Raw genomic sequence first — 14,415 nt, 5'->3', positions numbered from 1 at the left:
CGAGGGGCGCGCATGACCGAGCAGTTCCAGTTGCTGCTGGCCGAAGAGGCCGACGAGGAACTCGGCTGGCAGGAGCGTGCGCTCTGTGCGCAGACCGACCCCGAGTCGTTCTTCCCGGAGAAGGGCGGTTCCACGCGTGAGGCGAAGAAGGTCTGCCTCGCCTGTGAGGTCCGCTCCGACTGCCTGGAGTACGCCCTCGCCAACGACGAACGCTTCGGCATCTGGGGCGGTCTGTCCGAGCGCGAACGCCGCCGTCTGAAGAAGGGCGTCGTCTGACCTCAGGTCCGCGCCGCACCGCCCGCGGACAGCCCGCCTCCCGCGCCCCACCGGCACGGGGGGCGGGCTGCCGTTGTTCTCACACCCGGACCGCGTCGGCGGGCACCCCCGGCGTAAGCCGTTAGTGTGGGGGGCCGTCCATGACGTGGGCCCGCCGCCGAGCGGGCGCAACCGTCCACCGCAGTCCAGCGAACCGGGGCCTGAACCTCGATGTCCGTGAACAGCCCAGCTCCGGCCGCTCATCAGGTCGGCACCCCTGAGTTCCCGCGCCATGTCGTCACCGCCGTGCTGGTAGCGCACGACGGCGCGCGCTGGCTGCCCGAAGCCCTCTCCGGGCTGCTCGCCCAGGACCGCCCGGTCCAGGACGTCATCGCCGCCGACACCGGCAGTGCCGACGACTCCGCCCGCCTGCTCGCCGAATCGCTCGGCGACCAGCGCGTCCTGCACCTCGCCCGCCGCACCGGCTTCGGCGCCGCCGTCGAGGAGGCCGTGCGCGCCGCCCCCCCGCTCACCGCGGACCAGCTGCCCTACCTGGAGCGCCGCAGCGGCTGGGACCCGGTGCGCCGCACCTGGAACGACGACGTCTACGACGAGCCCGACCACCCGTACGGCGAACCCGTCCAGTGGCTGTGGCTGCTGCACGACGACTGCGAACCCGACCCCGGCGCGCTCGCCGCCCTGCTCCGTACCGCCGACACCTCTCCGTCAGCCGCGATCATCGGTCCCAAACTCCGCAGCTGGTACGACCGCAGGCAGCTGCTCGAAGTCGGCGTCAGCATCGCCCGCAGCGGCCGCCGCTGGACCGGCCTGGAGCGCCGCGAGCAGGACCAGGGCCAGCACGACCAGGTACGCCAGGTGCTGTCGGTGTCCTCCGCCGGCATGCTGGTGCGCCGCGACGTGTGGGAGGAACTGGGCGGCTTCGACCGCCGGCTGCCTCTGATGCGCGACGACGTGGACTTCTGCTGGCGCGCCCAGGCCGCCGGACACACCGTCCTGGTCGCCCCCGACGCCGTACTGCGCCATGCCGAGGCCGCCTCCCGCGAGCGCCGCCCCGTCGACTGCGCCGGCCGGTCCGCGGTCAACCCGCACCGCGTCGACAAGGCCGGCGCCGTCTACACGCTGCTCGCCAACACCCGCGGCCCGCTGCTGCCCTACGTGGTCGTACGCATCGTCGTCGGCACCCTGCTGCGGACCCTGGCCTACCTGGTCGGCAAGGTCCCCGGCCAGGCCGTCGACGAGATCGTCGGCCTGATGGGCGTCCTGCTGCGCCCCGGCCGCCTGCTCGCGGCACGCAACCGGCGCGGCCGCGGCGAAGTGCCCCCCGCCGAACTGCGCCCGCTGTTCCCGCCGCCCGGCGCCACCGTGCGCGCCACCGTCGACCAGGTGGTCAGCAACCTCCCCGGCCGCGCCGACGACGCCACCGCCGCGGCGGGACGCCACGGCGGCGCGGGCGTCGAGTCCGGCCCCGGTGACGAGGACGGCGACTTCCTGGAGATCGAGCAGTTCGCCCGGCTCAAGCAGATCGCCCGCAAACCGGGCCCGGTGCTCTTCGCGCTGCTGCTCCTGGTGTCCCTCGCCGCGTGCCGTGCGCTGCTCGGCGGCGGCGCCCTGGCCGGCGGGGCGCTACTGCCCGCCGCCCCCGGCGCGTCCGACCTGTGGTCCACCTACGCCGGCTCCTGGCATCCCCTCGGCACCGGCGGCACCCAGGCCGCGCCGCCTTACATCGCGGTCCTCGCGCTCTTCGCCACGGTCCTGTTCGGTTCCACCGGGCTCACCCTGACGCTCTTCCTGGTCGCCTCCGTGCCGCTGGCCGGTGTCGCCGCCTACTTCGCCTCCCGCCCCCTGACCGAGTCCCGGCTGCTGCGCGCGTGGGCGTCGGTCGCCTACGCCTTCCTGCCCGCCGTCACCGGGGCCCTTGCCGCCGGCCGGCTCGGCACCGCGGTCCTGGCCATCCTGTTGCCGCTGATGGCCCGCGCCGCCGTCGCCACCGCCGGCCTCCAGCTCAGCGCCAACGCCATCGAACGCGGCGCCCGCCCCAGCTGGCGCGCCACCTGGGCGCTGGCCCTGATGCTGACCTTCACCACCGCCTTCACCCCGGTCACCTGGCCGATCGCCCTGCTGCTGGCCGCCGGCACCCTCGGCTGGCGGCTCGCGACCGGCAGGCAGCAACTGGTCGTCCCGCACCTGCTCCGCTTCGCGGCGCTGGTCATCACACCGATCGTGCTGCTCGCCCCCTGGTCGCTGGGCCTGCTCAGCCACCCGGGGCGCCTGATGGACCAGGCCGGACTGCCCTACGGCACCGGCTCCGCCTCCGGGGTCGACCTGCTGCTGCTGAGCCCCGGCGGCCCCAAGGCGTCCGGCGGGTTCCTGCTCATCGGCGTGGTGCTGGCCGCGCTCGCCGCCCTGATGCGCGACACGCGGCGTACCGCCATCGTCGCCGCCTGGGCCGTCGCCCTGGTCGGCCTGCTCTTCGCCGTCATCGAGAACGGCAAGGACTGGGCGGGCCCGGCCACGCTCGTCTACGGTCTCGCGCTGCTGGCCGCCGCCGCCGTCGGCGCCGAGAACGCCAACGAGCGGATCGCCGCCAGCGGCTTCGGCTGGCGCCAGCCCGTGGCCGGACTGGTCGCCGTCGCCGCCGTGGCGGCGCCCCTGCTGGCAGCCTTCACCTGGGTGATCGACGGCGCCGACGGCCCGATCAAGCGCACCGACCCCGGACAGGTGCCCGCCTTCGTCGCGGAGGAGAGCACCTCGGGCGACCAGCCCCGCACCCTGGTCATCAGCGGCACGGGGGGCAGCGTCTCCTACGCCCTCGTCCGCGGCTCGGGCGTACGGCTCGGCGACGCCGAGCTCGCCGCCGAGGCCGGTCCCGACGCCACCCTGGACGACGTCGTCGCCAACCTGGTGGCCGGCTCCGGCGCCGACCAGGGCACCCGGCTGGCCGGATACGCGATCCGCTACGTCCTGGCGCAGAAGGGCGCGCCCCGCTCGTACGGCCGGGTCCTGGACAGCACCCCCGGCCTGTCCCGGGTCAGCCAGACCGGCGGGACCGAGCTGTGGCGGGTCAACACGGACGTCTCCAGGATCACCATCACCGGCAAGGGCGCACAGCCCGTCGGGGTGGCCGCGGGCCGGGTCGACGCGCACACCAAGGTGCCCGCCGGGCCCTCGGGCCGCGTCCTGCGGCTGGCCGACTCCGCCGCCCCGGGCTGGCACGCCACCCTCGACGGCGAGTCCTTGACGCCGACCACCGTCGACGGCTGGGCGCAGGGCTTCGAACTGCCCCCCTCGGCCGGCCGGCTGGACGTCACCTTCGAGGAACCGGTCACCCACATCGGCTGGCTCGGCACCCAGGCGTTCCTCCTGCTTGTGGTCATCGTGCTGGCCCTGCCCGGCCGCCGCCGCGAGGTCGACGACGACCTGCCCGAGCCGGAGGGCGCCACCGCCGCGGGCGCCGGCCCGCTCACCGCAAAGATCCCCGCCCAGGCCGCCGGAGAGGGCCGCCGCGCCCGCCGGCTGCAAGCCGCCGCCGAGGCCGAGGGCGCCCAGGCCCCCGACGCCCAGGAACCCGCGGCCCCCGACACGCGGGAACCCGCCGAGCAGGACGCGTACCGGCAGGACCCGTACGCACAGGGCGGCTACGACCCGGCCGAGGGCGGCTACGACCCTTATGCGGCGCCGGCCGGCACCGACACCGGCTACGGCTACCAGGAACAGGGCTACCAGGACCCGGCCTACCCCCAGGGCGCCGACCCCGGACAGCAGCAGTGGGACGGCGGCCCGTACCCGGCGGCCCCCGACCAGGTGCCCGTCCCGGCCCCCGGCACCTATGAGCAGCAGCAGGGCGGTTACACCGACGGCTACGGCTACGTTCCGCCCGCCCCCGGCTACGACCCCTACGCGCCCGCCCCCGACGACCAGGCCGGGTACGGCGGTCAGCAGCAGGGCTACGGCGAGGGCCGGGACTACGGCCAGGGCTACCCCGACGGCCAGGGCTACCCCGACGGCCAGGGCTACCCCGACGGCCAGGGCTACGCCGATCCGGCCGCCTATCCCGACCCCGGCGCGTACTACCCAGAAGGCGACCAGCGCCGCGACGGGAGCAACCACCAGTGAACCGCACCACGATCTCCCTGGCCGGCGCCGTCGTCGCGCTCGCGGTACTGACCGGTGCCGCCGCGCTCGACGGCGGTGACTCCGAGGCGGCTCCGGCGGCCTCCGCCGCCCGGCTCCCCGTGCAGCGCAGCAGCCTGCTGTGCCCCGAGCCCTCCAGCTCGGACTTCGCCACCACCCAGTACACGTCCTTCACCCCGCCGGGATCCGGCGGATCGGGTGACGGCGGCGGCAGCAGCAGCGCCGAGCTCGTCCCGGTCACGCCCAAGGCCAGGCCGGTGGCGCCGCTGGCCGCCCCGGGCAAGCCCGCCACCGCCGGCACCACCAGGTCCGACGCGCCCGCCCTCGTCGGCACCGCCGACGGGCCGCTGGCGCCCGGCTGGACGGTCCAGCAGACCACGGTCGTGGACAGCGGACCGGGGCGCGGCCTGCTCGGCGCTTCGTGCGTCGTACCGGACAGCGAGTTCTGGTTCCCCGGGGCGAGCACCGAGAGCACCCGCCAGGACTACGTGCAGCTGGTCAACCCCGACGAGACGCCCGCGGTCGTCGACATCGAGCTCTACGGCAGGAACGGCCTGCTCAAAGCATCCACCGGGGACGGCATCACGGTCCCCGGCGGCGGTACGGAGCCGGTGCTGCTGTCCACGATCGTGGCCGACAAGGCCGCCGACCTGACCGCCCACGTGGTGGCCCGCAGCGGCCGGGTCGGCGCCCTACTGGAGTCCACCGACACCAAGGCGGGCGCGGACTGGATGGCCCCGGCCGCCGACCCCGCCACCAGCCTGGTGCTGCCCGGTATCCCCGCCGATGCCGCCGACGTGCGCCTGGTGGCCTTTGCGACCGGTTCCGACGACGCCGACCTCACGGTGAAACTGGCCACCTCCACCGGCTTGATCACCCCCGCCGGGCACGAGACGCTGCACGTCAAGAGCGGCATGACGGCCTCGGTGGACCTCGGGGACGTCACCAAGGGCGACGCCGCCTCGCTCGTCATCGGGTCGAGCGACGTGCACACCCCCGTGCCGGTGGTCGCCGCGGTCCGCGTCACACGCGGCAAGGGGGCCGGCCAGGAGATCGCCTTCCTGCCGGCGACCCCGAGGATCGACACCCGGGCCAGCGTCGCGGACAACCGCGCCAAGGGCTCCACGCTCTCGCTCACCGCGGTCGGCCGGTCCGTCACCGCGCGGGTCACCTCGTCGGCGGGCTCCGGCGGCGGCACCGCGGCCAGCAGGACGGTCACCGTCAAGGCGGGCGCGACACTGGCCATGGCGCCGCCGCAGCCGAGCGGCCTGAAAGGGACGTACGCCGTGACCGTCGAGCGGATCTCCGGCGGGCAGCTCTACGCGTCACGGACGCTGGCCCTGCCACTGGACGGGGTGCAGATGTTCACGATCCAGCCGATGCCCGACGACCGGGGGATGGTCGCGGTACCGCGCGCGGCGGCCGATCTGCGCATCCTCGACCGCTGAGTCCGGGCTCCCGCGTGCGGCCGCGAGGACGTCCGGGCCGCCGAGGACGCCGCCCCCGGCGCCCGGCCGCCACGCGGCGGGGCGCCTGGGGGCGGCGGGGCGCCTAATGCCGCCGGGACGCAGCGCTGGGACAGGGCGCTCGGCAATAGGACGCCGAGAGGGGACGCGGGGGAGCGGGGGAGAGGCCCGCGGCCCTGCCGCGGGCACCGCCGCCGCCGACGGCCTGTCCCGGCCGGTGGTGCCGGAGCGGTCCCGGAGTGGTCAGTCCTCGCCGTACTTGGGGTCGACGTTCTCCGGCGACAGCCCCAGCAGTTCGGCGACCTGCTCCACCACGATCTCGTGGACCAGCAGGGCCCGCTCGTCACGGCTCTTGGCGCGGATCTCCACCGGCCGCCGGTAGACCACGATCCGGCTCGGCCGGTCCTTGGCCGCGCCGATCAGCCGCCCGAGCGGCACCGGGTCCCCTTCGGCGGCGAGGCCGTCCTGCGGCCACGGCACCTCCTGGACGGCGAACTCCACGTCCGCCAGCTGCGGCCAGCGCCGCTCCAGCCGGTCGGCGGCGTCCCGTACCAGGTCGTCGAAGGCTTCCGCCCGGCTGACCGCCAGCGGCACCTGCGGAGGCGCGATGGGTCCGCGCATCCCACGCCCGTGGCGGTCGCGGTGGCGCGGCCGTGACGCGGGGGGGATCGGAGGGGGGGGAGCCGAGCTGTCCATCAGCGTGAGCCTAGTCCTCGGAGAGGGTCCGTACTGCAATAGATCCTGCCCCTGTCACGGCGGGAGCGAACGCGGGCCGCCCCCGAGCCGGGCCGGGCCGCAGGCCATGGAACGCATCAGGCCACCGGAGCGACGGATATCCGCCACCCGCGGATCGGATCCGTTCGGCGGCAGAGCTGTAACCAGAGCCTCACCGTCGGTATGCCGCCGAATGGCGGATATCGTCCCCGCAGGTCAGCGCGGGCACAGTGGAGCACGTGGTTCCCCTGACGGCCGGGCGACACGACCGGGTGAGTCCGCCCGGAGTCGTCGCGGCCCGTTCAAGAGTGCGGTACCGTCCAACGTCGTGAGCCCTGTACGTCGCTGTTCGCGCACCGCCTGCGGCCGTCCCGCCGTCGCGACGCTGACGTACGTCTACGCGGACTCCACGGCCGTTCTCGGCCCTCTGGCGACCTATGCCGAACCCCACTGCTACGACCTGTGCTCGGAGCACTCGGAGCGGCTGACCGCCCCGCGCGGCTGGGAGGTCGTACGGCTGGCGACGGACACCGGATCGGCACGGCCCAGCGGCGACGACCTCGAAGCACTGGCCAACGCCGTGCGGGAAGCGGCCAGACCGCCGGACCGGGGACACGGCGGAGCGCGCGACATCGACCCGCGGGAAGTCGCCCGGCGCGGCCACCTGCGGGTGCTGCGGTCCCCGGAGTCGTAGCCTCTCCCACGCCGTTCGGTAGGTTGTGCCGGGCTCTTCGGTGCACCGGGCCCCTTCCGACACCGCACCGCACCGCCCCACCACCGCCCGCGCCCGCGCAGGCTCCGACCGATGTCCGACAGAGGTGTGCTGTGGCCGATTTGTCGCAAATCGTCAAGGCGTACGACGTGCGCGGCGTCGTCCCCGACCAGTGGGACGAACCGCTCGCCGAGATCTTCGGCGCCGCCTTCGCCACGGTCACCGAGGCCGACGCGATCGTCATCGGCCACGACATGCGGCCGTCCTCGCCCGGCCTCGCCGGCGCCTTCGCCCGCGGGGCCGCCTCGCGGGGCGCGGACGTCACCGGCATCGGCCTGTGCTCGACCGACGAGCTGTACTTCGCCAGCGGCCGGCTCGGCCTGCCCGGGGCCATGTTCACCGCCAGCCACAACCCCGCGCGCTACAACGGCATCAAGATGTGCCGGGCCGGCGCCGCCCCCGTCGGCCAGGACACCGGCCTGGCCGACATCAGGGCGCTCGCCGAGAAGTGGTCCGAGACCGGTACGCCGGCCGTGACCGCCGCCCCCGGCACGATCGGCGCGCGCGACGTGCTCGGCGACTACGCCGGCTACCTGCGCTCCCTGGTCGACCTCTCCGGTATCCGGCCGCTCAAGGTCGTGGTGGACGCGGGCAACGGCATGGGCGGCCACACCGTGCCCACCGTCCTCGCCGGCCTGCCCGTCGACCTGGTGCCGATGTACTTCGAGCTCGACGGCACCTTCCCCCACCACGAGGCCAACCCGCTGGACCCGAAGAACCTGGTCGACCTCCAGGCCAGGGTCCGCGAGACCGGCGCCGACATCGGGCTGGCCTTCGACGGAGACGCCGACCGCTGCTTCGCCGTGGACGAACGCGGCGAGCCCGTGCCGCCGTCCGCGGTCACCGCCCTGGTCGCCGCCCGCGAACTGGCCAAGCACCCCGGAGCCGCCGTCATCCACAACCTGATCACTTCCCGGTCGGTGCCCGAGGTCATCGCGGAGCACGGGGGCACCGCGGTACGCACCCGGGTCGGGCACTCCTTCATCAAGCAGGAGATGGCCGCCTCCGGCGCGGTCTTCGGCGGCGAACACTCCGCCCACTACTACTTCCGCGACTTCTGGAACGCCGATACGGGCATGCTCGCCGCCCTCCACCTGCTGGCCGCCCTCGGCGCCCAGGACGGCCCGCTGTCGGCGCTGGTCGCCGCCTACGACCGGTACGCCGCCTCCGGTGAGATCAACAGCACCGTCGACGACCAGGCGGGCCGCACCGCCGCCGTACGGGCCGCCTTCGCCGGCCGGCCGGACGTCGCCTTCGACGAACTCGACGGACTCACCGTCACCGCCGCCGACTGGTGGTTCAACCTGCGTGCCTCCAACACCGAGCCGCTGCTCCGGCTGAACGTCGAGGCCCGCGACCCCGCCACCGTCACCCGCCTGCGCGACCGGGTACTGGGCATCGTCAGGGCGTAGCCGCGGCCGTCCCGGCAGGCCGTACGCGGCCCGAGCGCCGTGTGCGAGGGGGCGTACGCCCGCCGGGCGCGGCGATAGGCTGAGGGCACGGAGGCGGACCGCAGACCGCGCGGGAGACCCTCCGGCCACCCCGACCGGTCGGCGCCGACCGGCGCCGCGCATCCGATGCCCGACGCCGGCCGCCCTCGGCCGCACACCGCCCGGAGGACACCTCACATGCCGCTCGTCGAACCCAGCCTGCTGGAGATCCTCGCCTGCCCGGCCTGCCACTCCCCCCTGCGCGAGGACACCGACGCGAAGGAACTCGTGTGCACCTCCGAGACCTGCGGCCTGGCCTACCCGGTGCGTGACGAGATCCCCGTGCTGCTGGTGGACGAAGCCCGCCGCCCCTCCTGACACCGGGCGCACACCGCACCAGCCCCCCCGCCCACACCACCACCGCATCACAGGCGGATCCGACCGGAGGTCGTGTTGTTCGACGAGACGCTGCTGGAGGACCCCGACGCGCTCGCCCGCGCCGACGTCCACGGGCTGCTGCGCGGGGTCGCCGGCGCGGGTGCCCGGGTACGTACCGCGCTGCGGCTCGCTGAGGAGGCCGGCGTCACCGAACTGCGCCCGGACGGCCGCCCCCGAACCGTCCTCATCGCCGGCAGCGGGCCCGACGCCGCGGCCGTCGCCGATCTGCTGTCCGCGCTCAGCTCCGGCACCTGCCCGGTCCAGCTCCTCGACCCCACCGGACCCACCCCGCAGCAGTCCCACTGGACGCTGCCCGGCTGGGCCGGCTCCCTCGACCTGCTGCTCCTGCTCAGCACCCAGGGCACGGAACAGGGCCTGACCGACCTCGTCGAGCAGGCGTACCGGCGTGGCTGCACCGCCGCCGCCGTCACCCCGCCCAAGGCCCCGCTCGCTGACGCCGTCGCGCAGGTCCGCGGGATGGCGCTGCCCTTCGCCGCCCCCGACCCCAGCGGCCGCCCCGCCCGCCTCGGCCCCACCGACGAACCGGCCGCCGACACCGGCGCCTTCTGGGCCCTGCTCATCCCGCTGCTCGCCCTCGCCGACCGCATCGGCCTGCTCAGCGCGCCCCCCTCCGCGCTGCAGAGCGTCGCCGACACCCTCGACGACGTCGCCACCCGCTGCGGTCCCGCCGTCGCGACCTACACCAACCCGGCCAAGACCCTCGCCGCCGAACTCGACGGCTCGCTGCCCCTGCTGTGGAGCCAGGGCCGGATCGCCGCGGTCGGCGCCCGCCGCTTCGCCACCGTCCTGGCCGCCCGCGCCGGCCGCCCCGCGCTCAGCGCGGAACTTCCCGCGGCGCTCACCGTCCACGGCCCCCTCCAGGCAGGCGCCCACCCCCTCGCCGTCGACGCCGACGACTTCTTCCGCGACCGCCTGGAAGAACCGGACCGGCTGCGACTGCGCGTCGTGCTCCTCCAGGAAGCCGCCGACCAGCCGGCCTCCGCCGCACCCGCGGTCCGCGAGCAGGCCTACGCCCACGACACCCCGCTCAGCGAGATCTCCGCCACGGCCGGCACCCTCCTCGACACCGCCGCCGAACTCCTCGCCCTGACGGATTTCGCCGCCGTTTACCTGGCCGTCGCCTCGACCGAGAGACCATCACCGGCATGAACCGCCTCCTCAACACCATCCGCCCCTACGCCTGGGGCTCCACAACCGCCATCCCCGAACTGCTCGGCACCGAGCCCACCGGCGAACCCCAGGCGGAACTGTGGATGGGCGCCCACCCCGGCGCACCGTCCCGCGTCGACCGCGGCGGGGGACCCGTCCCCCTCGACTCGGTCATCGACGCCGACCCCGACGCCGAACTCGGCGACGCCACGGTCAAGCGCTTCGGCCCCCGGCTGCCCTTCCTCCTGAAGGTGCTCGCCGCCGGCGCGCCCCTGTCACTCCAGGTCCACCCCGACCTCGCCCAGGCCAAGGCGGGCTTCGCCGACGAGGAAGCCCGGGGCATCCCGCTCGACGCCCCGCACCGCAACTACAAGGACGCCAACCACAAGCCCGAGATGCTGGTGGCACTCTCCCCGTTCGACGGCCTGTGCGGCTTCCGGCGCCCCACGCAGGCCGCCGACCTCATCGAGGCCCTCGGTATCGGCACCCTCGCCCCCTACGTGGACATCCTGCGCGCCCACCCCCAGGACCGCGCCCTGCGCGAAGTCCTCGCCGCCGTCCTCGGCGCCGACCCCGCCGAGACGGCCGCAACCGCCCGCGCCGCCGCCGAGGCCGCCGCCCGCCTCGCCGAGACCCCCGGCACCCCGCACGCCACGGCCTACGCCGCCTACGCCGGGATCGCCCACAGCTTCCCCGGCGACCGCGGCGTCATCGCCGCGATGCTCCTCAACCACGTCCGCCTCCAGCCCGGTGAGGCCCTCTACCTCGGGGCCGGCGTCCCGCACGCCTATCTCGAAGGACTCGGCGTCGAGATCATGGCCAACTCCGACAACGTCCTGCGCTGCGGCCTCACCCCCAAGCACATCGACGTCCCCGAACTCCTGCGCGTCGTCCGCTTCGAAGCCGGCGACCCCGGAGTGCTGCGCCCCGAAGCCGCCCCCGACGGCGAGGAGCTGTACGCCGCCCCCATCGACGAGTTCCGCCTGTCGCGCTACGTCCTCGCACCCGGCACCGACCCCCGCCCCCTCAACCAGGGCACCGCACAGATCCTGCTGTGCACCGCGGGCGAGGCCAGGCTGCGCGCCGACGACGGCACCGCCCTCACCCTCGTCCGCGGCGAATCCGCCTACCTCCCGGCCGGCGAACACGTCGAACTCGGTGGCGCGGCCACCGTCTTCCGCGCCACCGTCGCGGCCTGACACCCCCGAACCCATCCGGCGCCTGCAAGAATGTCCGACCGCGGCGCCCGAGCAGGCGCGGCGACAGACCCGGCCGACGGAAGGGACATCCAGCACCTATGAGCGCGTCAGGCGGAACCAGGGCGATCATCGCGGCACTCAGCGCCAACCTCGCCATCGCCGCCGCCAAGTTCGTGGCGTTCGCCTTCAGCGGCTCCTCCTCGATGCTCGCCGAAGGCGTCCACTCGATCGCGGACTCCGGCAACCAGGCACTCCTCCTGGTCGGCGGCAAGAAGGCCAAGCGCGCCGCCAACGAGGAACACCCCTTCGGCTACGGCCGGGAACGCTACGTCTACGCCTTCCTCGTCTCGATCGTCCTGTTCTCCGTCGGCGGTATGTTCGCGCTCTACGAGGGCTACGAGAAGGTCCGCCACCCGCACGCCGTCGAACACTGGTACTGGCCGGTGGGAGTCCTCGTCTTCGCGATCATCGCCGAGGGCTCCTCCTTCCGCACCGCCGTCAAGGAGTCCAACCACACCCGCGGCACCCTGTCCTGGATCGAGTTCATCCGCCGGGCGAAGGCCCCCGAACTCCCCGTGGTCCTGCTTGAGGACTTCGGCGCACTCATCGGCCTCGCCCTCGCCCTCGCCGGCGTCGGTGTCGCCCTCGCCACCGGCGACGGAATCTGGGACGGCATCGGCACCCTCTGCATCGGCACCCTCCTCATCGTCATCGCACTCGTCCTCGCCGCCGAGACCAAGTCCCTGCTGATCGGTGAAGGCGCCAACCCGGAATCCGCCGCCCGGATCCGCTCCGCCATCCTCGACAGCGACACCGTCACCGGTGTCATCCACATGCGCACCCTGCACCTCGGCCCCGAGGAACTCCTGGTCGCCGCCAAGATCGCCGTCCGGCACGACGACACCGCCGGCGAGGTCGCCCGCGCCATCGACGCCGCCGAGGAACGCATCCGCGCCGCCGAGCCCTTCGCCCGCGTCATCTACCTCGAACCCGACATCTACAGCGACACCGCCGCCTCGGCGGGCCCCGACCCCGCGCAGACCCCCGGCGGACGCTGACCGAGATCCACTGGGTCCCCTGCGCCGACCGGTGTAGATTCGTCCTTAGCCAGACGTCGCTGCTGATGGCGGTCGGGCGGTTACCGTTCGGTGACCGGCCGAGGGAGAGAGGGCCTCCGACGGATTGCGCTGCCGCAAGGGGGACGGGTGTGCCCGCAGTGCGCCGCACCCCGAGCCGTCCGTCGGCCGCGCCGTATCCCTGTCCGCCTCGACCTCAACCGCGAGGAGCAGACCGCATGCCCACCACCACCGCCGACTTCAAGGTCGCGGACCTCTCCCTGGCCGTGTTCGGTCGCAAGGAGATCACGCTCGCCGAGCACGAGATGCCCGGCCTGATGTCGCTCCGCGAGGAGTACGGCGCCGCGCAGCCGCTGGCCGGCGCCCGCGTCACCGGCTCCCTGCACATGACGGTGCAGACCGCCGTCCTGATCGAGACCCTCGTCGCCCTCGGCGCCGAGGTCCGCTGGGCCTCCTGCAACATCTTCTCCACCCAGGACCACGCCGCCGCGGCCGTCGCCGTCGGCCCGAACGGCACCCCGGAAGACCCGCGGGGCATCCCGGTCTTCGCCTGGAAGGGCGAATCCCTCGAAGAGTACTGGTGGTGCACGGAACAGGCCCTGACCTGGCCGAACACCCCCACCGGCGGCCCCAACATGATCCTGGACGACGGCGGCGACGCCACTCTTCTGCTGCACAAGGGCGTCGAGTTCGAAAAGGCCGGAGCCGTACCCGCCACGGCCGCCGACGACCCCGAGGAGTACGGCTACATCCTCGCCCTGCTCCGCCGGACCCTCGGCGAGAGCCCGCAGAAGTGGACGCAGCTCGCCTCCGAGATCCGCGGCGTCACCGAGGAGACCACCACCGGCGTCCATCGGCTCTACGAGATGCAGCAGGAGGGTACCCTGCTCTTCCCCGCCATCAACGTCAACGACGCCGTGACCAAGTCGAAGTTCGACAACAAGTACGGCTGCCGGCACTCCCTCGTCGACGGCATCAACCGCGCCACCGACGTTCTCATCGGCGGCAAGGTCGCCGTCATCTGCGGCTACGGCGACGTCGGCAAGGGCTGCGCCGAGTCCTTGCGCGGCCAGGGCGCACGCGTCGTCGTCACCGAGATCGACCCGATCTGCGCGCTGCAGGCCGCCATGGACGGCTACCAGGTCGCCACCCTGGAGGACGTGGTGGAGACAGCCGACATCTTCGTCACCACCACCGGCAACCGCGACATCATCATGGCCGCGGACATGGCCCGGATGAAGCACCAGGCGATCGTCGGCAACATCGGCCACTTCGACAACGAGATCGACATGGCCGGCCTCGCCAAGACCCCCGGCATCGTCAAGGACGAGGTCAAGCCGCAGGTCCACACCTGGACGTTCCCCGACGGCAAGAAGATCATCGTGCTGTCCGAGGGCCGCCTGCTCAACCTCGGCAACGCGACCGGTCACCCCTCCTTCGTGATGTCCAACTCCTTCACGGACCAGACACTGGCCCAGATCGAGCTGTTCACCAAGCCCGAGGAGTACCCGATCGGCGTATACGTACTGCCCAAGCACCTGGACGAGAAGGTCGCCCGCCTCCACTTGGACGCGCTCGGCGTCAAGCTCACCACGCTGCGCCCCGAGCAGGCCGCGTACATCGGCGTGCCGGTGGAAGGCCCGTACAAGTCGGACCACTACCGCTACTGAGCCGCGCCACCGTCCGTGTGACGATCCACCGAGCACCGGCCCCCGTCTCGCCCGCGAGACGGGGGCCTCGTCG

The 14,415-nt window shown here is 73.8% G+C and carries 11 protein-coding genes; 10 read left to right on the top strand and 1 reads right to left on the bottom strand.

The window, feature by feature from the left end:
* The first annotated feature begins 12 nt into the window (after nt 1-12).
* The 3 genes from RLT57_RS09775 (at nt 13) to RLT57_RS09765 (ending at nt 5,855) form a co-directional block, all read left to right on the top strand.
* The gene (locus RLT57_RS09775; protein ID WP_031519519.1) at nt 13-276 is read left to right on the top strand and encodes a WhiB family transcriptional regulator; all 264 of its coding nucleotides are present in this window, start codon (nt 13-15) and stop codon (nt 274-276) included.
* A gap of 210 nt (nt 277-486) precedes the next feature.
* Nucleotides 487-4,389 (top strand): glycosyltransferase family 2 protein, encoded by a 3,903-nt coding sequence (locus RLT57_RS09770; protein ID WP_311296979.1) that lies wholly within the window; start codon nt 487-489, stop codon nt 4,387-4,389.
* Nucleotides 4,386-5,855 carry a DUF5719 family protein gene (locus RLT57_RS09765; protein ID WP_311296978.1) on the top strand — a complete coding sequence of 490 codons (1,470 nt, stop codon included), beginning with the start codon at nt 4,386-4,388 and terminating at the stop codon, nt 5,853-5,855. Before RLT57_RS09770 ends, RLT57_RS09765 begins: the two co-directional genes overlap by 4 nt.
* Nucleotides 5,856-6,116: 261 nt before the next feature.
* Here RLT57_RS09765 and RLT57_RS09760 read toward each other — a convergent pair whose 3' ends face one another.
* The gene (locus RLT57_RS09760; protein WP_311296977.1) at nt 6,117-6,569 is read right to left on the bottom strand and encodes a metallopeptidase family protein; all 453 of its coding nucleotides are present in this window, start codon (nt 6,567-6,569) and stop codon (nt 6,117-6,119) included.
* A gap of 346 nt (nt 6,570-6,915) precedes the next feature.
* Between RLT57_RS09760 and RLT57_RS09755 the strand changes: the two genes are divergently transcribed.
* The 7 genes from RLT57_RS09755 to ahcY all read left to right on the top strand — a co-directional run bounded on the left by RLT57_RS09755 (nt 6,916) and on the right by ahcY (nt 14,342).
* Complete coding sequence (locus RLT57_RS09755; RefSeq protein WP_311296976.1) at nt 6,916-7,281, top strand: DUF3499 domain-containing protein; 366 nt, start codon at nt 6,916-6,918, stop codon at nt 7,279-7,281.
* 131 nt (nt 7,282-7,412) lie between these two features.
* A complete protein-coding gene (locus RLT57_RS09750) occupies nt 7,413-8,771 on the top strand; it encodes a phosphomannomutase/phosphoglucomutase (protein WP_311296975.1) in 1,359 nt (452 codons plus the stop codon).
* A gap of 216 nt (nt 8,772-8,987) precedes the next feature.
* The gene (locus RLT57_RS09745) at nt 8,988-9,167 is read left to right on the top strand and encodes a Trm112 family protein (RefSeq protein WP_311296974.1); all 180 of its coding nucleotides are present in this window, start codon (nt 8,988-8,990) and stop codon (nt 9,165-9,167) included.
* Nucleotides 9,168-9,242: 75 nt separating this feature from the next.
* On the top strand, nt 9,243-10,397 hold the full coding sequence (locus RLT57_RS09740; protein WP_311296973.1) for an SIS domain-containing protein: 1,155 nt from the start codon (nt 9,243-9,245) through the stop codon (nt 10,395-10,397).
* Nucleotides 10,394-11,596 carry a mannose-6-phosphate isomerase, class I gene (gene manA / locus RLT57_RS09735; RefSeq protein WP_311296972.1) on the top strand — a complete coding sequence of 401 codons (1,203 nt, stop codon included), beginning with the start codon at nt 10,394-10,396 and terminating at the stop codon, nt 11,594-11,596. Before RLT57_RS09740 ends, manA begins: the two co-directional genes overlap by 4 nt.
* 98 nt (nt 11,597-11,694) lie before the next feature.
* Complete coding sequence (locus tag RLT57_RS09730) at nt 11,695-12,654, top strand: cation diffusion facilitator family transporter (RefSeq protein WP_311296971.1); 960 nt, start codon at nt 11,695-11,697, stop codon at nt 12,652-12,654.
* Nucleotides 12,655-12,890: 236 nt separating this feature from the next.
* Nucleotides 12,891-14,342 (top strand): adenosylhomocysteinase, encoded by a 1,452-nt coding sequence (gene ahcY, locus RLT57_RS09725; RefSeq protein ID WP_311296970.1) that lies wholly within the window; start codon nt 12,891-12,893, stop codon nt 14,340-14,342.
* Nucleotides 14,343-14,415 lie beyond the last annotated feature (73 nt).

The sequence above is a fragment of the Streptomyces sp. ITFR-21 genome (genome assembly GCF_031844685.1).
In the GTDB taxonomy this organism is placed as follows: Bacteria; Actinomycetota; Actinomycetes; order Streptomycetales; family Streptomycetaceae; genus Actinacidiphila.
Note: the sequence above shows the minus strand (reverse complement) of the source record. Positions and strands in the feature narration are given on the sequence as shown.

Coding starts and splice junctions, on each gene's coding strand:
- RLT57_RS09775 (WP_031519519.1), top strand. CDS start 13: ATGACCGAGCAGTTCCAGTTGCTGCTGGCCGAAGAGGCCGACGAGGAA.
- RLT57_RS09770 (WP_311296979.1), top strand. CDS start 487: ATGTCCGTGAACAGCCCAGCTCCGGCCGCTCATCAGGTCGGCACCCCT.
- RLT57_RS09760 (WP_311296977.1), bottom strand. CDS start 6,569: ATGGACAGCTCGGCTCCCCCCCCTCCGATCCCCCCCGCGTCACGGCCG.
- RLT57_RS09745 (WP_311296974.1), top strand. CDS start 8,988: ATGCCGCTCGTCGAACCCAGCCTGCTGGAGATCCTCGCCTGCCCGGCC.
- manA (WP_311296972.1), top strand. CDS start 10,394: ATGAACCGCCTCCTCAACACCATCCGCCCCTACGCCTGGGGCTCCACA.
- RLT57_RS09730 (WP_311296971.1), top strand. CDS start 11,695: ATGAGCGCGTCAGGCGGAACCAGGGCGATCATCGCGGCACTCAGCGCC.
- ahcY (WP_311296970.1), top strand. CDS start 12,891: ATGCCCACCACCACCGCCGACTTCAAGGTCGCGGACCTCTCCCTGGCC.